Below are 21,811 nucleotides of genomic sequence, written 5' to 3'. Positions count from 1 at the left end.
GCTGGATGGCAGCCATCCTCAGCTTGCTCATCGGCATCTATCCTGTTCTGTACTTCCTGAGCGACGAACCTTTCGGCATCCTGTTGAACAAACCGGAAGAAGTGGTAAAGAATGCGCTCTGGATGGCAATGTTTTATGGCCACATCGGTGGTGGTGGACTTGCACTGGCAATCGGTTGGCTCCAGTTCAGCAAAAAACTGCGCACCCGCAGGATTGCCCTGCACCGTACCATCGGAAAAATCTATATGATCGCCGCGCTGATCGGAGGACTCTGCGGTATATTCCTGGCTTTTTATGCGGAAGGCAATGTGCTGGCTGCACCCGGATTCACCGGTTTGGGCATGGTATGGGTATCCACATCCATTATGGGCTACCTGTCGATCCGCAAAGGAAAAACCGACCAACACCAATCATGGATGACCTACAGCTTTGCCATGTGCTTTGCCGCAGTCACCTTCCGGATCTGGCTGGGTGTACTGGCGTCGTCAATGGCTGATTTTAACATGGCGTACGGGCTGGCAGCATGGTTGTGCTGGCTACCCAACCTGGGCGTGGCGTATTTGGTGAGACGGTAGACATTAGACGATAGACATAAGACGCAGATCCTGTCTCCTCAGTTTCGGTCAACAATCAGCCGTATGGCATCGACACCGTGAGAGGAACGAACCGTAACCAGGTACACGCCCGGATGCATTTCATTCAGCTGGCTTATTTCGGCAACGGCATTTCCTGACGGATCAGCTTGTATCGTCAGGTCACGAAAAACTTTCCCAAGCATATCCTGCACGACAACTGTTACCTCGCTATTTCCCTCCATTCCTTCCAGCACAACAAACGCCTTGTCTTTTGCCGGATTCGGAAAAACAGACAGTTGGTGCTGACCGGATCTTCCGGGCAAATACCTGACAGGAACCAGATCAAATGTTTCCGATTGACCATCGTAATCCGTTTGTGTCAACCGGTAGTATGACAACCCTTCCAACGGTTGGGTATCGTATGTCCGATAGGTCAGTATCCGATTGCTGTTTCCTGCCCCTTTCACGTTCTCTATGGCTTCAAAATCGATCCCGTTGTGTGATCTTTCCACCGTAAAGAAATTGTTGTTGATTTCCGCGGCCGTTACCCATTCGATACGTACCACATCCCGCTCCAGCCATACATTGAACGATAACAATCCGATGGGAAGCACCGCACTTGCATTCGCTCCGGTCATATCTCCAAAAGCCGGCACCCCGCTCCAGGAAAGGGTATTGGTGCCAGTATTAACCGATCCGTCAGCGGTCCAGCTTCCCAGCGTGTATTTCATGGGAATCATGTACGCTTCCGTTCCATTCACATCCGCATCCTGGTATGTATAACTCGCATCAAAGTTGATATCACCGGCTCCGTCGTCGCAGGTACCGTTGCAACTGATTCCTGATGCTGAAACTGTCCAGTACCGGGATATGTAATCCGTTGTTCCACTCAGACTCGGATGCTTTGAATCTGTTTGTTTGAAAGTGACATATGAAAGTCCCGACAGCGTTCCGTCCTGCAACGTAAAGGTAAAAGGGGCATATTCGTTTGCGTCTCCCATCGGCATCGCAAACGCAGCAGCGGGTACAGCGTTGTATAGTTTCTTCAACACACCTATGCCATCCGCCTCAATGTAGCTGGATGCGCTTCCTCCGGAAATGGTACCCGACGTACCGAAGGTGAGATCAAAGCTACCCAACTGCAGGTTACCGTTGGTCATGGTGAGTGTGCCGTCCACTTCTATGTTACGCAGCATTTTCACATACCCGGATGCTTTATTGATGGTCACGTTGGTATAGGTCTGGGCCACGGTTGCGGTGAGGTTTTGCGTACCGGTTCCGTCAAACACAACCGTTCCCGAGCGTGGCACAAAGGTACCGCTGTTGTTCCATTTACCGGCCAGGTTGATGCCATAGTCGGATGCGGAAACATCCAGGGATACGCCACTTGCCGTTACATTCAGGTCGCTGTTCACATCTATGTTGCCACAAAGGGTTTTGGTACCCGAACCTGCCAATGAAAGTTTGTAGTAGGTTAAAGGAGTCACACATTGATCTCCGGAGGCGGAATAGATCACTTTGCCTGTACCGGCATCAAAGGTTCCGTTGTTGGTGATGGTTCCCTGATCCACAGTCAGGGTCTTGCTGTTCAGGTTCAGGGTGCCGTTGATCGTGAGAGAACCGATGGATTGATTCGCGGTCAGGTCCACAACATGCCCGGTGTTGATGATGGCATTTTCACCGGTACCTGGAACAATACCCACGAGCCAGGTGGCGGGGTCATCAAAGTCGCCGCTTTGCTTGGTGATGTTTTCGCCGGCCACAACAGCCACATAATCGCCGGCGGAAAAATCAATCCCGGATGCGGCATATTCCGTCCCGGATGTATAGATCAATGGATACAGGACTGCCCCGGATGTAAAGTCCCCGTCTCCATCCACCGCCAGCATCATCTGGTAACCCACGGGTACGGCGGGAAAAGTAGCCGTATCGATGGTAACGGTAACAGTTCCCACGTCTCCTGTTTCGTCCACGCGCCATTCCCGAGCAAGGCGGGAAGAACCGGATACGGTGGGCGCCTCGGTTGTAGTCCAGGCGGTGATATCACCGTTGTCATGACCGAATAACAGGTACTCGCCATTGCCCATACCACTTGCATTGCTTACCCGCAGGATACCAGCCGACTCTGCAGCGGTGTGCATGTTCGACGCATCTTCCCGACCGATACCTGCCACATCATACAGGTGCACGCCATCATAGGAGAACTTGTCATTCACAATGGTGATGCCATACTTGGAAGAAAGGTAGTTGTTCACAATGATCTGCTGGGCATCGTTCAGCACCTTGTTGTATAGTATTACCTCCGCGATGCTACCGGCATAATAGCCCCATGCCGTGTGTCCTCCGATCACCATGCCTGATTCCCAGTTGAAATCGGATCCGCCTTTGGTACCGGTCTTGACACTGGCTTCGTTGATGAATATTTCCTGCCCGACCCCTGTGGTCACCTGGAGTTCGGCAATCCTGGCTGCATTGTCGTTATAGTCCGACGCAGTGCTGATCACCTCAGTGTTGTAAATCCGGCTCGACATTTTGTTGCTGCTGAGTCCGAACTGACGGTCGTGTGCACCACCGCTGTAGGTGGCCGGACTGGCAATTGTGGTGAAGGGTCCGGTGGCGTCCGACGACTTGAAGATCACAAATTCGGTGTAGTTGGTTTCGGGGATATCACCGGTTACGATGCTCATCCAATCAGAACTGCCGTCAAACGTCAACACGCTTTGTCCGTTGATGCTGCTTGTTGCGAGTGTGGGCTTGCTTCCTGCCGTTGTCTGGGTAGCATTGTTCCCGTTCCCTGATCTATCATGCCACTCCTGTACGCTTCCGCCATTGGTTGCATCCGTGGACCCGGCATCGCTGTATACCGCATCATTGGCCGACAGCCAGATCTTGTTGTTGGTATCATCCCCCACTCCACCCGGCCCCACATATCCGTCGTTGTCGTCATCATTGATGGTGACCGTTGTTACAAGATCCGTTCCCGGGTCGGCATTGGTTGGATTCGAAAGGGTGATTTCAAAGGTTTCCTCCGATTCAACGATACCGTCATCCACTATATCCACGCTTATATCCGCAGTTGTGTCACCGGCAGCAATGGTAAGTGTGCCATCAACAAGGGTATAATCTACCCCGCTTCCTGAAGCGGATCCGCCCGTGATCGCATAATCCACCGTTACATCCGTACCCGTAGCTGCTGACAGAACAACGGCTATCAATGCCGGAGATGTGCCTTCATCCTGACTGGAAGTGGTCTGGGCAAACTCCACTGTAGGCTTGGAGTCGTTATCGGTGATGGTATAGGTAAAAGTTGTATTGGAACTGTTCAGGTTGCAGTTGGAGGGATTATAGAGGCTCACTACAATGGTCTCACTGTTTTCGTAGGTAGCATCATCCGTGATGGCGATATCAAAAGTAATGCTGTCTTCCCCGGCGGGTATGGTGGCGATGCCGGCGGCCAATACGTAATCGGAACCGCTGGTGGCCGTCCCCCCCGTTACCTTGTAGCCCACCGTGGTGGGGTTTGTACCATCAACCGAATTGATCTGAACCGTGGCCGTGGCCGGCGTAACCGCTTCGTCGCTGGTGCCTGTGGTGGTGCGAAAAGACACCTTCCTCGAGTTATCATCATCATTGATCCGCAGGGTATCGGATGCATTTGTACCGATGGTAACACCGGCGGAAGGGTTCGACAGGGTCACGATCATGGTTTCATCGGATTCCACAACCACATCATTGATGATAACAATGTTGAGATTGGTGGTGGTATTGCCTGCGGTGATGGTTGCGGTTCCGTTTGAAAACACATAATCACTTCCCGATGTGGCGGTACCACCTGTAACAGTATAATCAACCGTTGTATTGGTACTCAACGGATAGCTGAGGGAAATCTGCATGGTGGCCGGACTCTGAGGTTCGAATTTACTGGCATTGGTGGATGTGAATTCAATGATAGAACGTACAACGGCAATGGTTACATAATTCCCGTCGGCGATCGCTACCCCGCTGGCTTCGTAATTGCTGCCCCCCACGGAAGTCATAGCGTAGGATGTTGCCCCGGAACTGAAGTTGCCATCGGCATCCACCAATAAAAAATATTTGGTGTACCCGGCAGGTCGGGCCGGCAGGTCGGTTGTATCGATACCAACACTCACGGTACCCACATCCCCGGTCTCATCCAACCTCCATTCCCTGGCCAACCTTTCTATGTTGGTGCCTGCATTCGGGGCCTCCGCCGTAGTCCATGTAGTGATATCCCCTTTGTCATGACCGAACAGCACATACTCTCCATCACCCATATCACTCGGGCTGCTGATCTTCAATATACCTGCGGATTGCGCCGCCAGGTGCTCATTGGAAGCATCCACCCGACCGATGCCCGCCACATCATTCTTATGGGTGGCATCATAGGATATTTATCATTTACGATAGCAATGCCATACTTGGAAGAAAGGTAATTGTTCACAATGATCTGTTGGGCATCATTCAGAACGGTGTTATACAGCAGGATTTCCGCAATACCACCGGCATAATATCCCCAGGCATTATGGCCGCCCACCACCATACCTGTTTCCCAGTTAAAATCCGAAGCGCTCTTGGTGCCTGTTTGTACACTGGTTTCGTCTATGTAGATTTCCTGCCCCACGCCATTTGTCACCATGATCTCACTGATATGGGAGGTATTGTCACTGTAAGTTCCGGCCGAACTGATGACCTCGTTGTTCCAGATACGGCTGCTGAGCTTATTGGAATTCAGGCCGAACTGTCGGTCATGGGATCCTCCACTGTAACTCACAGGATCAGTTACGGCAGTAAAACATCCGGCCCCATCTGAAGACTTAAAGATCACGAACTGGGTGTAATTGGTCTCCGGAATATCACCTGTTGTGATGCCCATCCAGTCTGAACTCCCATCAAACGTAATCACGCTCTGGCCATTCATGCTGTTGGTTGTCAGGGTGGGTTGACTGCCGCCTGTGGCTTGTACCGCATCATTTCCGTTCCCTGAACGATCATGCCATTCCTGAACGCTGTTACCGTTGGAAGCCTGCGTGCTACCCGCATCGCTGTATACCTCATCATTGGCCGACAACCAAATCTTGTTCGTATTCGCGTCTCCCACTCCACCCGGACCTGTATAGCCGCTGTTGTCGTCATCACTGATGGTAAAAACATGTGTGTCCTGTGCATCCAACGTAGCATTGGCCGGATTTGAGAGGGTAATGGTAAACGTTTCTCCCCCTTCAACCGTGCCGTCATTCACCAGTACCACATTGATGAAAGCATAACTGCTGTCTTTCGGAATGGTAAGGGTGCCGTCGGCCAGGGTATAATCAACGCCTCCTCCGGTAGCTGTTCCGGGGGTTACGGTGTAATCAACGGTGATGTCCTGGCCTGCCACCGTAGAAGCATGCACCTGGATACCAACCGTGCCGGAATTTTCAAGGCTGCTGGAGGATGTCAAGGCGAACTCCACAGCCGGTTCAGTATCGTTGTCAAGAATCGTATAGGTAAATGTCTTGTCTGCACCCAGGTTGGCATTGATCGGGTTTGACAAGGTCACAACAATCGTTTCATCGGCTTCGGCCAATGCATCCTCGTTGACAAAAATATCCACCGTTACACTATCTTCCCCTGCCGGAACCGTGGCTGTTCCGCTGGCAAGGATATAGTCCGTGCCACCGCCGGTTGCTGATCCTCCCGTCACAGCGTAGTCCACCGAAGTGGCATTGCTGCCGTCGGTCAGGTTGATTTCAATGGTGAACCCACCGGGCGTTATGCTTTCATCCAGGCTGTCTGATACCGTGCGGAATGCAATCTTCCTTGGGTTATCGTCGTCATGAATGGTGAATGCATGTTGTGTATTATCACCCAAAGTACCGAGGGAAGGGTTGGATAGTTCGAGTACGATATCCTCATCATCTTCAATATCGGTATCATTGGTGATGGGAATGCTGATGTCCACGCTGGTGTTTCCCGCGGTTATGGTTGCGGTACCGGGCACTGCCAGGGTATAATCCGACCCATTGATAGCCGTACCTCCGATGATGTCATAGTCCACGGTCACATCGGCATCCATGGCATAACTCAGGGTAATGGTGATGGTTGCCGGACTGTTAGGTTCATCGTCATCGGAAGACGTCACCGCAAATTCCACAACGGGTTCAATGATGGCGAAGGTGATGTAATCTCCTGCAGACAAAGGCACACCGGTTGCTTCAAACAGGCTGCCACTGGTATAGGTCATCGGATAAGCAGTTGCTCCGGAACTAAAATCCCCATCGGCATCCACGAGTACTTCATAGGTCATGTACGAAGCTGCATGCGACGGGAACAAAGCAGTATCAAGTTCCAGGGTTACGGTTCCCACATCGCCGGTTTCATCCACGCGCCACTCCCTGGCAACGCGTTCAATGTGTTCACCACCACCGGGAGCTTCCGTTGTGGTCCAGGAGGCTATGCTACCATTGTCATGTCCGAACAGCAGGTATTCCGCGTCATCGAGGTCATCTGCTCCGCTGATTGTCAAAACGCCCGCCGACTTCGCAGCGGTATGCATGTTGGAGGCATCTTCGCGTCCGATACCAGCCACGTCATAGAAGTGTGAAGCATCATACGAGAACTTGTCGTTGACGATGGCGATGCCATACTTGGATGAAAGGTAATTGTTCACGATGATCTGCTGGGCATCGTTCAGCACGGTGTTGTACAAAATGATCTCAGCAATGCTGCCCGCATAATAGCCCCAGGCGTTGTGTCCGCCCACCACCATACCATCCTCCCAATTGAAATCCGAACCTCCTTTTGTACCGGTTTTCACGCTGGCTTCGTTAATGAAGATCTCCTGTCCGACACCGCTGGTCACCTGAATTTCCGCAATTCTTGCGGTGTTGTCGTTGTAGTCCGTTGCAGAGCTGATAACTTCCGTATTCCAGATGCGGCTGCTAAGCTTGTTTGAACTCAAGCCGAATTGCCTGTCGTGTGCACCACCTGTATAGGTAGCCGGACTGGCGATCGCGGTAAAACATCCGGTCACATCGGATGACTTGAAGATCACGAACTGGGTGTAGTTGGTTTCCGGAATATCTGCGGTCACGATGCTCATCCAGTCGGAACTTCCGTCAAACGAAACCACACTCTGACCATTCATGCTTCCGGTGACAAGCGTGGGTTGACTGCCCGCGGTAGTTTGAGTGGCATCGTTGCCATTCCCAGACCGGTCGTGCCATTCCTGAATACTGCCACCGTTGGTAGAGGGCGTGGTTCCTGCATCACTGTATGCGGAGTCATTGGCGGTCAGCCAGATCTTATTGGTGGATGCATCTCCAACACCACCAGGTCCCGTTTGACCAAGCGCATCGGAAGACATACCCGCGATTCCGGAGAGCACAAGCATGAACAAATAAAACCCCAACCGTCTTTTGGTTAGCATCTATTATCTGTGTTTATGAACAAGTTACGGGTGCTTTGCATGAATAATATTTACGAATACCTGGGGTGGATGTTCGTAAAACTCGACGAATCGTCCACGAAACCCTATGAATGGGGTCGATTTCCTTATCAGTCGCGCTGTTCCGGGCGAAAACATACAAAATCACCCCATATCCGGCAATACCGCCAAACAAGTAGCCCATACCCTGATTCAGCTACTACAATCATGCGATCCATCCCCCATTCCCGGTACGATGAATGCCTCAAAAGTGGCATTGACCGCAGGTATATGAAGTGCGAGTTTTGCTCCCGGATCACACCTCCCATATTGAAATATACAATGCTGCAACCATGAAAAATCAGCCTTCAGGCAAAAACACTACCGGTAATCACGGGGATAAGCTTCCTGCTGAAACGCACGTGCTGGATCGGTATGGATTGCCCGGGACATCGGCAGAACATTTGTTCGACCTGTTGAACATCCAACACGCCATGTTCCTTGCGGACATACTTGACACATACTCCAACTTCGGGGAACGGGATCCGGAACCATTCATGAAATACCCTGTACCCATGCTGACCGACTACATCGAACGCTCTCACCGGCACTATGTCAGCAAGCGACTCCCTGAAATCGAACAAAGCCTGTCCATCCTGCTGGAGAACAACCACTACACGCACCCCTCCCTTCACATCATCTGCAACTTCTTCCAACACTACAAACACGAATTGAATGAACATTTCAGGATGGAAGAAAAGGTGCTTTTGCCATATGCCAACATGTTGTACAATGCATTTCACAACCGCGGAGGATTGCTGGTCAGCATGGTTCATTTCAACCGGTATTCGGTAGAAGATTTCATACAGCACCACCATCACATCGACACATTGTTCAGGCGGGTTAGAACATCCATTCTCAGGTATGACCCACCCGTCACAAACTTATCTCCACACCGGATCCTTCTTAACCAGATGAAAAGCTTCGAAGAGGATCTGAACATACATGAAATGATTGAAGACCAGGTGCTGGTTCCCAAACTCAGATCCATGGAAAAACGCTTGAAAAACTTGTTCGAAACCACCGACGGCAATCACTTCGCAAACAACTGAAAAGAACGACAAGCTCCGCCGCGGAAAAAGCACGGGCCAGCGGGCCGAGACATAAAAATTCCGTGCATGAACATCAATGAATCGACACACCACAAAAACACATACCGTGAAAACCTTCATTACCAACATCACCGCATGCCTTTTGCTCACCGCATCGATGGCATCCGCACAAACCGGGCACATCCGGGGAACCGTCACAACCTCCGACGGGAGGCCGGCGGAGTTTGTGAACATTATTTTAAAATCAACACAAAAGGGAACATCCACCAACCGGAAAGGGGAATACGAGATCAGGAACATCCAACCCGGCACCTACACATTGGTCACCTCCTACGTAGGATTGGAATCCCGCGAACAGCAGGTCACGGTCAAAACCGATGAAACGGTCGTGATACCTGCAATCACCCTCAAGGAAAACACGAGTCAACTTAAAGAAGTGGTGATCCTTTCACATCCAGACAACTACCAGGAACGCCTACCATCCACCAGCCTTCGCATCAACACACCTCTTCTGGAAACAGCACAGAACATACAGATTGTGAGCAAGGTAGCCCTGGAAGACCAACAGATCTTCGACATGCTGGAAGGGGTTCAGCGGAATATCAGCGGAGCCCAGAAGGTAGAACATTGGGACAACTATGCGCGCATCAATATGCGCGGTTCTCAACTTACTTCGTTTCGCAACGGCATGAATGTTCATCTGAGCCCATGGAGTCCGCTTACCGAGGATATGAGCATGGTGGAACGCATCGAATTTGTCAAAGGTCCGGCGGGCTTCATGCTTGCCAACGGAGAACCAGGAGGCTTTTACAATGTGGTCACAAAAAAACCCAGTGGCAGGGAAAAGGGAGAAGTGGGATTCAGCCTGGGAAGTTTCAACACCTACCGTGTCACAACGGATGTCGACGGAAAGCTTTCGCAAAACGGCAAATTGCTTTACAGGTTGAATCTCATGGGACAATTGCGTGACTCGCATCGGGACTTCGAATACAACAACCGCTATACCGTAGCTCCTGTTCTCCGGTATCTTATCGACGATCAAACATCCCTCACCCTTGAATACAATGAACAATTCTCACAAATGAACGCCATCGGAAGCAACTACGCATTCTCCAAAAGAACATATGGCGATCTGCCCGTCGGGTTCACCACTGCAGAACCCAATCTCAAGCCAACGGTGCTCAGAGACCGGACCTTATTCGCTACCCTCGAACATGATCTCAACGGCCAGTGGAAGCTGACTGCCCAGGCTGCCTACCTGCAATTCAAACAGATCGGTCAAAGCTTATGGCCAAAGGGTATTTCAGATGCAAATGACAGCCTGATGCAGCGGGGTATCAGTATCTGGGACGCACTCGGCCATGGAAAAAACGGACAGGTTTTCCTGAACGGCAAAATGCGGACCGGGGCCGTAGACCACAACATCCTGGCTGGGCTGGACATGAACAACCGCGACTATTTCGCCGATTGGAACCAGGGAGCCACCCTGGGAGATTCAACCTTCAACATTTACGATCCGCATTATGGAAGTATCTCCGCAGCCGATATACCCAGGTGGGACAGAACAGCCGATATCCGAGAACGAGGCGTTCAATACAGCCACGGTTATGCCGGGTTATACGTGCAGGATGAACTGGGTATTCTACAGAACAAAGTGAGATTGACACTGGCAGGACGGTATACCACCAACCGGTACAACAACCCCTACAGCGGTTCAACCCAAGACGGAAAGCTCACCCCAAGGATGGGTATCAGCTGGAGCATCACGGAGAACACAGCCACCTATTTCCTTTATGACCAGGTATTCCAGGGAACACCGGGCACCGACTGGAAGAAGCAGGCTTTCGATCCTCTTACCGGCCTAAACATGGAATGGGGAATCAAAAAAGACTGGCATGATGGAAAATGGAACACCTCGCTTTCTTCCTACCAGATTACCAAGAACAACATCCTATCTACCGACACCGAGCACCCCGATCCTGTTTCCGGCCAACTTGTATACAGCCGGCAAACCGGACAACAAAAGATCAACGGTGTTGAGTTTGATGCCAAAGGTGAGATCATGGAAGGCCTGCAAGTTGTGATCAACTATGCATACACCCATGCGAGGGTCACCAAAGATTCGGATCCGGAGCTGGTGGGAGATCCCGTGGCAGGAGCTACAACCCACATCCAGAATACCTGGCTGAACTACAAATTCAACAGGGGAAAACCAAACGGAATCCGCCTCTCACTCGGCTACCAATACCAAGCCGGTCGTACGTCCTGGTATAACTTCGACAATAGCGAGGAAGCACTTCCGAACTACTTCCGCATGGATGGTGGCATTGGTTATCAACATAAAAAAGCAGGGATCCACTTACTTGTGAACAACATCCTGAACGAATATTTGTATTCAGGCGCACCGTATGCCGACATGTACTTCTGGCAAACGGAACCGAAACGCAATTACAGATTAACCATGACTTACCGGTTTTGAACATGCCCCGGAAAGTCATGCGTAACGTGCACCTTTGGCTCGGACTCACGTCCGGGCTATTGGTGTTCGTGATCGCCATCACCGGTTGCTTGTATGCATTCCGGGAGGAGATTGAAAACCTGACCCAACCGTATCGTTTTGTAAAGCCACAATCCAAAAGATTCCTCTGTCCTTCGGAACTGAAACAGATCGCTACCGATAGCCTATCAGGTTTACCCCTGCACAGCATCCATTACCCAGGAACAGGAAGAGCTGCAGAAGCTATCTTCTACAGGAATGAACCTGAAGGTTACCTGAAGGTTTTCATCCATCCTTATGACGGACGGATACTGAAAGTGAAAGACATGAACCGCGGCTTTTTCGCTTTTGTTCTGGATGGCCACTTCTATCTCTGGTTGCCGCATGAGATCGGCCAACCGGTTGTTGCCTCAGCCACATTGATCTTCACCGTTTTGCTGATCACAGGCATCATCCTTTGGTGGCCGAGAAACCCGAATGCGGTCAAACAACGTTTCTGCATCCGGTGGAATACAAGATGGAGAAGAAAAGCATACGATCTTCACAATGTGTTGGGATTCTATGCTTCATGGATTGTTATCTTCATGGCACTCACCGGACTGGTATGGGGTTTCGAATGGTTCTCCAAAACCGTATATGCCGTGGCTTCGGGAGGACGGGAAATGATGCCTTACCAGCTACCCTTATCCGACACAACCCGAACAACGGGGGCCACAATTCCCGCTATTGACCGTGTATGGGAAATGCTGTCACAAGAAGCGCCACAAGGAGCATCCATCGAAGTACATATCCCCGAAACCAACACCGCATCCGTTGCGGCCGGCATCAATCCCCATCCCGGCACCTACTGGCAAACCGACTACCGCTACTTCGACCAACATACGTTGAAGGAACTACCCGTAAATCACATATGGGGGCGGATCAATGAGGCTTCCGCCGCCGACAAAATCATGCGAATGAATTATGACATCCACGTTGGCGCCATAGGTGGCTTACCCGGTAAGTTCATTGCATTCTTCGCAAGCCTGATCGTAGCTTCACTACCCATCACAGGCATACTGGTCTGGTGGGGAAGAAAAAGAAAGAGAAAAACATAGATCTGCGCTTCCTGCATCCAGGCACAACCGAACACCCTGCACAAGCCAAGTTCACCGGATGATCCTCAGCGCATATACCTTTCCACGATCTTGCCCGCTAAACGGTTCAGGCTGATTTCCGTTGACTTCAAAAGAAACTGCAGCTGGGCCAGGGTAAGTTCGCTATTGAGAAGGGAAAGCTGAGCCAGTCGGAAATCATAACCGCTGATCGCACCTTGCTTCAGTTGTAGCCCGGCAGCCGCATATACGTTTTGCATCCGCTTCACATTGTCGCTCGCCAGGCCAATACGCATTTGCAATGAAACCGCCTGGTTGTAAAGGTTGATAACCTGCGCCTGTACATTCCGGGTTGCGTCATCACGCGTAAGGGTGCTGTTCTCGTGTTCGAGCGCTGCATTCCGAACCTCCCGGTTCACTCGGCCTCCGTCGTACAAATTGAAATGCACGCTGACACCAAAAGTGGGTCCGAAGTTTTTGTTGGATTGAAAAAAGCCCACTTCTGAGGACGTGCTGTTGTACTGATAGCCGGCGAACAAATCCACCTTGGGATACCGATCGGCCTTCGCCATGCGCGTTTCCGTTTCAGCAATCAGCTCCTGCAGCTTTTGTTGCGCGAGTTCACTGTTGTTGCTTTCCACCTGGTTTTGCAAGCTGTCTTTGGATGTAAGCGGCAACACCGGAAACAATGTGTCGGTCACAACCAACGCAGCTTCCAACGCATTTCCTGCCACTCGGTTGATCTCCGTCTCCAGCGACCTTACCCCGGTTTCCTGCGACAACACCCGGATGCTGTCCGCCTGGTAATCGACAAGCGCCTGGTCATAATCCATCGCCCTGCCCGCCCCTACTTCCTTTCGTTTCTTTTCAACTTCCAAACGAAATGCAGATATGGCAAGGGAACGCCGGTTGTTGGCCAGCACACGCTGCTCGTACATCAACTGATAATACGCCATGGCCAGATCCGAAACGGTTTGTTCGATGTAGTATCGCGCATTCGCCTCCCCCACTTTCTGCAGGTAATCAAGCTGATCTTTTTTGGCCTGTACACGGAAACCGTCGAACAAGGTCCAGTTCACCATCACCGCACCATTGACATTGGTATTTTTTGCATTGTTGCCTTCCCGCACGGTACCGTCGGCAAACCGTTGGCGGGTGTTGTTAAACGACGTTGCATACCCTCCGTCCAACCCTACCGAAGGCAGTTGTCCGGCATTCCCGGGCGTATTGTTATTGGTAGCAATGGCTGCTTCGTTTTTGGAGATCCGGATCTGATAATTGTTCTCCAGAGCCTGGTTCACCAACTCCGGTAGTGATTGAGCCATCACACCGGAAGCAGTGCACAACAGCACCAGCAGGGTATCAATCAAAATCCGCTTCATCCACAATGATATTTTCTTTGTTGGCGATGTAGGAGTACAGCGCAGGTATCACATACAGGGTCAGAACCAGGGAAAGGATCAGTCCTCCGATGATGGTGAGCCCCATTGGAATCCGGCTGGAGGCGGAATCTCCCAATGCCAGTGCAATGGGCAACGCACCCAGCACGGTAGACAGGCTGGTCATCAGGATCGGGCGGAAACGCTGGGATGCTGCTTCGGTGGCGGCTTCCTTCAGGGACATACCCGCGTCTCTTTTCTGGTTGGCGAACTCCACGATCAGGATTCCGTTTTTGGTTACAATGCCCACCAACACGATCATCCCGATCTGACTGAAGATATTGAGCGTTTGTCCGAACAACCACAAGGTGAGCACCGCACCGGCCAGAGCCAGCGGCACAGTGAACATGATTATCAGCGGATCCCGGAAACTTTCAAACTGGGCAGCCAGGGTGAGGTATACCAGCACCAGGGCGAACAGGAAGATCAGGTGGGTGCTCTTCGAGCTCTCTTCAAAATCGGAAGCGCTGCCCGCAAGTTCGGTGCTAAAAGACTCATCCAGCAGGTCGGCGGCAATCCTGCGCATTTCATCCACCCCGTCTCCGATGGTGTGGCCGGGTGCCGGATCCGCTTCCACGGTAGCGGAAGTGTAGCGGTTGTATCGCAACAGTGCAGGCGGACGGCTGTTGTACTCAATGTCCACCAGGTTGTCGAGCGTCACCATCTGACCATTCCCGTTGCGTACCGAAATGCTTTTCACGTCCAGGGGTTCATCCTTACGGTCGGGTGTGGCCTGCACCAACACCTGGTATTGCTTCCCGTCAAGTATGAAGTACCCCAGGCGCTCTTCACTGAGGAAAGTTTGCAACGTTTGTGCGATGTCCGCTACATTCACATCCATCAATAAAGCCTTGTTCCGATTGATGTTAATGGTGATCTCCGGCTTGTTGAACTTCAGATCGACCTGCGAAACAGCGAACACCGGACTGGCCTGCACGCGATCCATGAAGGCGGGCAAAACCTCCTTCAACCTTTCCAGGTCCGGCGCCTGTACCACGAATTGGATAGGCAGCCGACCACCGCCCGTATTGGTTTTGATGGTGGGCTCCTGTATCACGAACGACTTGGCAAAGCTGAGCGAACGCAGACGCGCATTGATCTCGTTGGCCAGCTGATCCTGTGATTTGGTGCGCTCCGACGGTTGTTTCAGCGGCATGTAGATAAACGACGAATTGGCCGCAGTGGAAGCCCGGAACGTGGGCGATGTCACACCCAGCAGAAAAGCCTTTTCCGGGAGGGTATCCAGCATGTGCATCAGCTTCAGCTGGTAATGATCCATGGCTTCGTAGGAAGTACCTTCCGGTGCAGTGGAGATGATGCGCAGCTGACTTTTGTCTTCCATGGGTGCCAGTTCCGATTTCAACTGCGACCCTACCCAGAAAATAATCCCGAGCATCAACAACAGGATGGAAAAAGCCAGCCCGCGTCTTTCCATGAACTTCTCCAATGTACGCGTATAACCTCTGGTCAGGCTGTTCACCACCTGCCCGAAAGCGCGCATCAATGCATTCTCACGGCCACTCTTCTTCAGCATGCGTGAACTCATCATTGGGGTCAGGGAAAGGGTAACAAAGGTGGAGATCACGATGGACCCGACCACCACCATGGCAAACTCCCGGAACAGGTGACCGGTTAAACCCGACATAAAAAAGATGGGCAGGAACACGCACACCAGCGTTACGGAAGTTGCCAATACGGCAAAGTACACTTCCCTGGATCCCTGGAATGCGGCTTTAACAGGGTGCATGCCGGCCTCCACTTTGGCGTAGATGTTCTCCATCACCACGATGGCATCATCCACCACCAATCCTGTGGCCAGCACGAGGCCCAGCAAGGAAAGGATGTTGATGGAGAAACCGGAGGCATACAGCACTGCAAAACTTCCGATCAGTGAAATGGGAATCAGCACCACGGGTATCATGGTGGTGCGCCAGTTTCGGAGGAAAAAGAAAATCACGATCAATACCAGTCCGAATGCCAGAAGGATGGTCGACTTCACTTCTGCGATCGCTTGCCGGATGGTGATGGTTTTGTCCATGGCCACATCCAACTCGATATCCGCCGGCAGGTCTTTCTTCATGATCCCGATGCGGCGGAATGCCTCATCCACGATGTCGATGTAGTTCGAACCCGGCTGGGGTTGCAGGGCGATACCCACCATGGGGATCACGCCATTTCCGCGCAGGATGGTGCGTTCCACTTCCGCGCCCATGCGGGCGTGGCCGATGTCTTTCAGGCGGATGAGCGTTTGCCCGTATTTCTTGATGATCAGATCATCAAACTCCTCCGGTGTATACAGGCGGCCAACGGTACGAACCGTCATTTCGGTTTCGGTGCCTTCGATCCTGCCGGATGGCAATTCGATATTCTGGGCGCTCAGGGCGGTTTCCACATCCAGCGGAACGATGTTGAGTTCGCGCATACGCACGGGGTCCAACTCCAGGCGCATGGCATATTTCTTTTCTCCCCAGATGCGGATGCTGCTGACACCGGGAATGGTTTGCAGTCGCTCCTTGAACACATTGTTCCCGATCTGGGTCAACTCCAACAGTGCACGCTTCTTGCTTTGCACGGTAATGGAGAGAATGGTTTCTGCGTTGGCATCGGCCTTATTAACGGTGGGAGGATCCGCATCGGGAGGCAGGTTGCGGACAGCCCGTGCCACCTTGTCGCGCACATCATTGGCCGCATTGTTCAGGTCAATCTCAGGGAGAAACTCAACGGTGATGGTGCTCCGGCCATCTGTGCTGTTGGAGCTGAGTATCTTCACACCGTCAACGCTGTTGATCTGCTCTTCCAGGGGTTCGGTAATCTGCGACTCGATGATCTCGGCATTGGCGCCACTGTAGTTCGTTTGCACCGTCACCACGGGCGGATCTACGCTCGGATACTCACGCACCCCGAGGGAAAGATACCCGACCACGCCCAGCAACACGATCACGATGGCGAAGACGGTTGCGAGTACGGGTCGCTTGATGCTGATATCTGAAAGCGTCATTCCTATCGCTTATTGTACCGATTGAAGTTGAATGCTCATCCCGTCTTTGACCTGCAGGAGCCCGGTGGTGAGCACGGTATCACCTGCACCCACACCTTCCAGCACATGCACTTTATCAGCCGTTCTGGTGCCGGCCTGAATCACACGACGCACCGCTTTACCTTTTTTGAACAGGTACACGGTTTGTTCGTTGATCTCAGGCACCACGGCCTGGGAAGGCACAAGCAAGGCATCATCGATCTGGTTGGTAGCGAGCATCACTTCCGCGAATGTACCGGGCATGATATCCTTTCCTTCTTTGGGTTGGAGCAGGGCCCGCACCCGAACGGTTCTCGATTGCGGGTCGATCACGGGATCCACCGCATAGATAGTGGCCGGAAGCGTATCACCGGTAACCATCACACGAATGGATTTGCCGATTTCCACATTGCTGCGATAGGCCTGGGCGAGGGTAAAATCCACTTTCAGCTTACGCGCTGCGGTAAGTGTGGTAATCAGGTCTCCGGCCTGCAGGAAGGCACCCACGCTGAAGTTGCGCATGCCCAACCGGCCGGGAAAAGGTGCGTTCACATTGGCCAGGTCGATATTGACCCTCAGTTGTTGCAATTGGGATTTCAGTGACTCCAGGGCAGACAGGGCGGCATCCACTTCTTCCTGACTGCTACCACCCACGCCAAGCAGGTTGCTTCTGCGGTCGTATTCTTTCTGTGCCGCATCCACTTCTGCCACAACCCCACCCAATTGTGCTTTCCAGGCACGGTCATCCAAACGTATGAGGGGATCGCCTTGCTGTACCTTCTCTCCTTCCCTGAAATGGATCTCAAGCACCTGGCCTGCAATGGGTGCCCTCAACTCCACTTGCTCATCGGCAAGGAGTTCGGCGGTCACCACCACATCGTTGTTGAAAGGTTGAGGCATCACCCTGCAACCTTCCGCTGCCAGTTGCGCGTTCGGTGCGGCTGCCTGATCCCCTTCACCCGGGTTCGAGCAAGACCAGATCATGGTCAGGGTGATGAAGATCCCACCGCTTATGATGAGGTATCTGTTCATTTTTTTCTTTTGAATGCTTTCACCACGAATGCCGGCTCAGGCAATTCGCAAATGGTCTGAAACAATTTATCCATACAGTTCCGGAACAATTCTTTTTCTTCGGCGGTAAATCCCGACAGCAATATTTCGTTGGTCTGCCGAATACCGTCTTTGATTTTCGGCAAAAGTTGCATGGCTTTGGGCGTTACTTCCAGGAGTTGGCATCTGCGGTCGTTGCAATCCTGTTTGCGAACAAGCAGGCCTTTGTCACAGAAGTAATCCACGATGCGCATGGTAGACACCTTGTCGCGCCGCAAAGCCTGCGCAAGATCCTTTTGGGTGATCTTCCCGCTGTTTTCGCAAAGGTGAATGAGGGGTGCAAAGAAACGTTCTATGCCGTGCGGTTGCATGATCGCCGACAGGGTGCTGAGGTACACCTCGGAGATCCGCGCCATTTGAAATCCATATACCTTGACCGCTTCCACAAACTGGTTACATCACAAAACAGTTACAAATGTAACCAATAACAACATACGGCAAACAGGTTGTTTGCGGAACGATAGATATGAGGCGATAAACGCCAGATAGTAGACGTTATGCCTGACTTAAGACTTGAGACTTGTTTGCCCGCCGTCGCTAAAGCTATGGCGGGAGACTTTCGACTATTCTTCCTTTGAACCTGAATCACCCGAGATGGAATTCCGCATATCGGTATCCGCCTGGATGTTCTTCATTTTGTAGTAGTCCATGATGCCGAGGTTTCCATTGCGGAAAGCTTCTGCCATAGCTTGCGGAACCTGGGCTTCGGCTTCAATCACCTTGGCACGGGCTTCCTGGGCTTTGGCCACCATCTCCTGTTCGAGGGCTACGGCCATGGCGCGGCGTTCTTCGGCCTTTGCCTGGGCAATGCTCTTGTCCGCTTCCGCCTGGTCTATCTGGAGGACAGCGCCAATGTTCTTACCTATATCCACATCGGCAATGTCAATGGAAAGAATCTCGAATGCCGTTCCGGAATCGAGTCCTTTGGCGAGCACCACTTTGGAAATGGAATCCGGATTTTCAAGCACATCTTTATGAGAACCTGCGGAACCGATGGATGATACCACGCCTTCGCCGACGCGGGCGAGGATGGTGTCTTCACCGGCACCTCCGACAAGCTGACGGATATTGGCACGCACGGTAACACGGGCTTTGGCAATCAGCTGAATGCCGTCTTTGGCCACTGCGGTTACCGGAGGCGTATCGATCACCTTCGGGTTTACCGACATCTGTACGGCTTCAAACACATCGCGTCCGGCCAGATCGATGGCGGTGGCTGCTTTGAAGTCGAGTGGGATGTTGGCCTTATCAGCCGAAATGAGTGAATTCACAACATTGTTCACGTTGCCCCCGGCAAGGTAGTGGGCCTCGAGGTCGTCACGGGTAAGTTTGAGTCCGGCTTTATGGGATGTCACCATCGCTTTTACGATCACGGATGGCGGCACCTTTCTCCAGCGCATCATAATGAGCTGGATCAGGGAAACCCGCACACCGGCAAGTACGGCCGAAAACCAAAGGCCAACCGGCACGAAGTAAAAGAGGATCCAAAGGCCGACAACCGAAACGACTGCCGCAACAATGATGAACTGAATTTCCATAAAGCGAGGGTCTGTTTATTTGATATCCCAAAGATTGGGATTTTTTTTGAGAAGGTTGTTGGTTATTAGTTGTTGGTTATTAGTTGTTGGTTATTGGCTGTTAGTTGTTGGCATGGTCACCAGCAAACTTACAAACTCCTTCAAAATGATACGGGAGGAGGCTTTCGTAATTCGTAATTTCTAATTCGCAATTTATATCACCCCACCTGCTTCACCCAAATCTTGTTCCCGCTCACCTTCGTCACCTCCACATCGGTTCCTTCGGCGATGAAGGCACCGGTCGACTGCACCTCATACATCTTCTCATTAAAAACCGCCTTTCCCATGGGCGCAAGCCTTGAGATGGATTTACCTTTATCGGCAGGATTCACCTCTCCTTCTTCCAGCACATTCACCTTACCGGTGATCTCCGTCCGCACCGATAAACGCTCCCAGGTTTTGGCCCTGAACCCCAGGATGAACATGCCACCGAGGATCACCGCGGATACAGCCAGGATCACATGCCCGGATGTACTCCCGTGGTCGCGGTAGGCAAACAAAACAGCCGCCACAACAAGGGCTGCCCCCAGGAACCCTACGATGGTGGTACCCGGGATCACGAGGAACTCCAGGATGATAAGCCCGAGTCCCAACAGGAGGATGAGGATGATGGTGGTGAAAGTCATTTGAAAACCGGTATCGACAATGGTTATTTTTTATAATACTTCATGGCTTCCGGCAGGTATTCCTTGATGGCCTTGATGCGGCTGGCATCGCTGGGGTGTGTACTGAGGATCTCCGGTGGCTTGGTGCCGCCCGTTGCCGCCATACGTTCCCAGAAACTGATCGCCTGAGACGGATCGTATCCGGCCATGGCCATGAACACCAGTCCCATCTTATCCGCTTCCGACTCCTGTTTACGTGAATAGGCCAGGATGCCCAGTGTGGATGTAACTCCATACGACTGATTGAACAGGTCCTGTGTTTCCTTGGGTTTCTGCGACATGGCTGTGCTCAACCCTATACCGCCCAGCTGAACCAGCAAACCTTGTGTCATGCGTTCGCTTCCGTGGCGGGCGATGGCATGTGCGATCTCGTGGCCGAGCACAACGGCAAGTCCCTGTTCACTTTGTGTAATAGGCAGCAGGCCCGAATAAACGACCACCTTTCCTCCCGGCATACACCATGCGTTCACCGTGTTTTCATTCACCAGGTTGAACTCCCAGGCGTAACCCTTGATGCGATCCGATAGGTTCTGCTGCGCCATGTAGGTTTTCACCGCATTTGCAATCTTGTTACCTACTTTCGACACCAACTGGTAATTGGCATCACCCGAAGAAACCGGTGGATGTTCTTTCAGGTAATCCTTGTAGTTGGTCAAACTCATGCTGATCATGGTACTTTCCGGAACCATGTTCATCTGGCTGCGGCCCGTGATAGGAACTTTCTGACAAGCGGCAAACATTACGGCCGTTGTCAGCAGCCATGCTCTGGAATTCATTTTCATATCTCAAATATTTAGTCCGTATGACCTGTTCTTCTCTTCCAGTCAACACGAATACAAAACCTGTTCCAAAGGTAGCAAAGGAATTCAAAAGCGGCGGGAAAGCAACAGAAGGAAAGCGTACCTATTGCCGTGGGCAAATGGCATCACGGTGCAAAATGCCGTCGCTCAGGTCGGGCGACACCCATACACAAAACTGCTCCGGGAACACCATCAGGTTAAGTGGCTTCCTGAATCGATAGGTCACACAGTAAAAAGCGCCGTCGGCTGTTTCCATTTTACAGATGGTTTTGTCGTATCCTTCCGGCGCCAGTTTGATCTTCTTGTCGTTGCTCTTGAGAAAGGAGAACAACTCCTTGCCTTCGTAGGTAGATAAGAATATTTTCAGTTCATCAGCCACCACGGCATCAGAAGCTTTCAACACATCCTTGTCATCCGCATCCAGGGCAGATTGTGCCAACAGGTACCCGGGCATCACCAAGAAACCCAACCAGAGAAACAGGAGCATTGTGCGTTTCATG

At 51.9% G+C, this 21,811-nt stretch carries 14 protein-coding genes; 4 read left to right on the top strand and 10 right to left on the bottom strand.

Translation table 11 applies throughout. The features are described from left to right. Positions 1–5 precede the first annotated feature (5 nt). Positions 6–575, top strand: coding sequence for a DUF2306 domain-containing protein (locus tag H6585_05640; protein ID MCB9447813.1), 570 nt, complete (start codon positions 6–8; stop codon positions 573–575). 38 nt (positions 576–613) lie between these two features. On the opposite strand, the gene H6585_05635 is transcribed toward H6585_05640, so the two are convergent. Next, a complete protein-coding gene (locus H6585_05635; GenBank protein MCB9447812.1) occupies positions 614–4,957 on the bottom strand; it encodes a T9SS type A sorting domain-containing protein in 4,344 nt (1,447 codons plus the stop codon). Continuing rightward, positions 4,891–8,004 carry a hypothetical protein gene (locus H6585_05630; GenBank protein ID MCB9447811.1) on the bottom strand — a complete coding sequence of 1,038 codons (3,114 nt, stop codon included), beginning with the start codon at positions 8,002–8,004 and terminating at the stop codon, positions 4,891–4,893. Before H6585_05630 ends, H6585_05635 begins: the two co-directional genes overlap by 67 nt. Positions 8,005–8,354: 350 nt before the next feature. Here H6585_05630 and H6585_05625 point away from each other — a divergent pair, with 350 nt between their 5' ends. The 3 genes from H6585_05625 (at position 8,355) to H6585_05615 (ending at position 12,707) form a co-directional block, all read left to right on the top strand. Further along, positions 8,355–9,113, top strand: coding sequence for a hypothetical protein (locus tag H6585_05625; GenBank protein ID MCB9447810.1), 759 nt, complete (start codon positions 8,355–8,357; stop codon positions 9,111–9,113). A gap of 76 nt (positions 9,114–9,189) precedes the next feature. Next, a complete protein-coding gene (locus H6585_05620; GenBank protein MCB9447809.1) occupies positions 9,190–11,592 on the top strand; it encodes a TonB-dependent receptor in 2,403 nt (800 codons plus the stop codon). A gap of 2 nt (positions 11,593–11,594) precedes the next feature. Beyond that, positions 11,595–12,707 carry a PepSY domain-containing protein gene (locus tag H6585_05615; protein MCB9447808.1) on the top strand — a complete coding sequence of 371 codons (1,113 nt, stop codon included), beginning with the start codon at positions 11,595–11,597 and terminating at the stop codon, positions 12,705–12,707. Positions 12,708–12,772: 65 nt separating this feature from the next. Here H6585_05615 and H6585_05610 read toward each other — a convergent pair whose 3' ends face one another. From H6585_05610 to H6585_05575, 8 genes are all read right to left on the bottom strand, one after another. Then, on the bottom strand, positions 12,773–14,086 hold the full coding sequence (locus H6585_05610) for a TolC family protein (protein MCB9447807.1): 1,314 nt from the start codon (positions 14,084–14,086) through the stop codon (positions 12,773–12,775). Further along, positions 14,067–17,141, bottom strand: a complete 3,075-nt coding sequence (locus tag H6585_05605) for an efflux RND transporter permease subunit (protein ID MCB9447806.1) — start codon at positions 17,139–17,141, stop codon at positions 14,067–14,069. The genes H6585_05610 and H6585_05605 overlap by 20 nt, the downstream gene beginning before the upstream one ends. Positions 17,142–17,150: 9 nt before the next feature. Next, entirely contained in the window at positions 17,151–18,191 is a 1,041-nt protein-coding gene (locus tag H6585_05600) for an efflux RND transporter periplasmic adaptor subunit (GenBank protein MCB9447805.1), read from the bottom strand. Beyond that, on the bottom strand, positions 18,188–18,625 hold the full coding sequence (locus tag H6585_05595) for a MarR family transcriptional regulator (protein MCB9447804.1): 438 nt from the start codon (positions 18,623–18,625) through the stop codon (positions 18,188–18,190). Before H6585_05595 ends, H6585_05600 begins: the two co-directional genes overlap by 4 nt. A 207-nt stretch (positions 18,626–18,832) precedes the next feature. Continuing rightward, entirely contained in the window at positions 18,833–19,807 is a 975-nt protein-coding gene (gene floA, locus H6585_05590; protein MCB9447803.1) for a flotillin-like protein FloA, read from the bottom strand. A gap of 197 nt (positions 19,808–20,004) precedes the next feature. After that, positions 20,005–20,472, bottom strand: a complete 468-nt coding sequence (locus H6585_05585; GenBank protein MCB9447802.1) for an NfeD family protein — start codon at positions 20,470–20,472, stop codon at positions 20,005–20,007. 23 nt (positions 20,473–20,495) lie between these two features. Beyond that, a complete protein-coding gene (locus H6585_05580) occupies positions 20,496–21,287 on the bottom strand; it encodes a M48 family metallopeptidase (GenBank protein MCB9447801.1) in 792 nt (263 codons plus the stop codon). A gap of 127 nt (positions 21,288–21,414) precedes the next feature. After that, on the bottom strand, positions 21,415–21,810 hold the full coding sequence (locus H6585_05575; GenBank protein MCB9447800.1) for a hypothetical protein: 396 nt from the start codon (positions 21,808–21,810) through the stop codon (positions 21,415–21,417). Between the last annotated feature and the right edge of the window lies 1 nt (position 21,811).

Source organism: Flavobacteriales bacterium (assembly GCA_020635855.1).
Classification (GTDB): Bacteria; Bacteroidota; Bacteroidia; order JACJYZ01; family JACJYZ01; genus JACJYZ01.
The sequence above is the reverse complement of the archived record's forward strand: the minus strand, read 5'-3'. Positions and strand labels throughout refer to the sequence as shown.

Coding starts and splice junctions, on each gene's coding strand:
- H6585_05640 (MCB9447813.1), top strand. CDS start 6: ATGGCAGCCATCCTCAGCTTGCTCATCGGCATCTATCCTGTTCTGTAC.
- H6585_05625 (MCB9447810.1), top strand. CDS start 8,355: ATGAAAAATCAGCCTTCAGGCAAAAACACTACCGGTAATCACGGGGAT.
- H6585_05585 (MCB9447802.1), bottom strand. CDS start 20,472: ATGACTTTCACCACCATCATCCTCATCCTCCTGTTGGGACTCGGGCTT.
- H6585_05615 (MCB9447808.1), top strand. CDS start 11,595: ATGCCCCGGAAAGTCATGCGTAACGTGCACCTTTGGCTCGGACTCACG.
- H6585_05580 (MCB9447801.1), bottom strand. CDS start 21,287: ATGAATTCCAGAGCATGGCTGCTGACAACGGCCGTAATGTTTGCCGCT.
- H6585_05630 (MCB9447811.1), bottom strand. CDS start 8,004: ATGCTAACCAAAAGACGGTTGGGGTTTTATTTGTTCATGCTTGTGCTC.
- H6585_05620 (MCB9447809.1), top strand. CDS start 9,190: ATGAATCGACACACCACAAAAACACATACCGTGAAAACCTTCATTACC.
- H6585_05605 (MCB9447806.1), bottom strand. CDS start 17,141: ATGACGCTTTCAGATATCAGCATCAAGCGACCCGTACTCGCAACCGTC.
- H6585_05575 (MCB9447800.1), bottom strand. CDS start 21,810: ATGAAACGCACAATGCTCCTGTTTCTCTGGTTGGGTTTCTTGGTGATG.
- H6585_05610 (MCB9447807.1), bottom strand. CDS start 14,086: ATGAAGCGGATTTTGATTGATACCCTGCTGGTGCTGTTGTGCACTGCT.
- H6585_05600 (MCB9447805.1), bottom strand. CDS start 18,191: ATGAACAGATACCTCATCATAAGCGGTGGGATCTTCATCACCCTGACC.
- H6585_05595 (MCB9447804.1), bottom strand. CDS start 18,625: ATGGCGCGGATCTCCGAGGTGTACCTCAGCACCCTGTCGGCGATCATG.
- floA (MCB9447803.1), bottom strand. CDS start 19,807: ATGGAAATTCAGTTCATCATTGTTGCGGCAGTCGTTTCGGTTGTCGGC.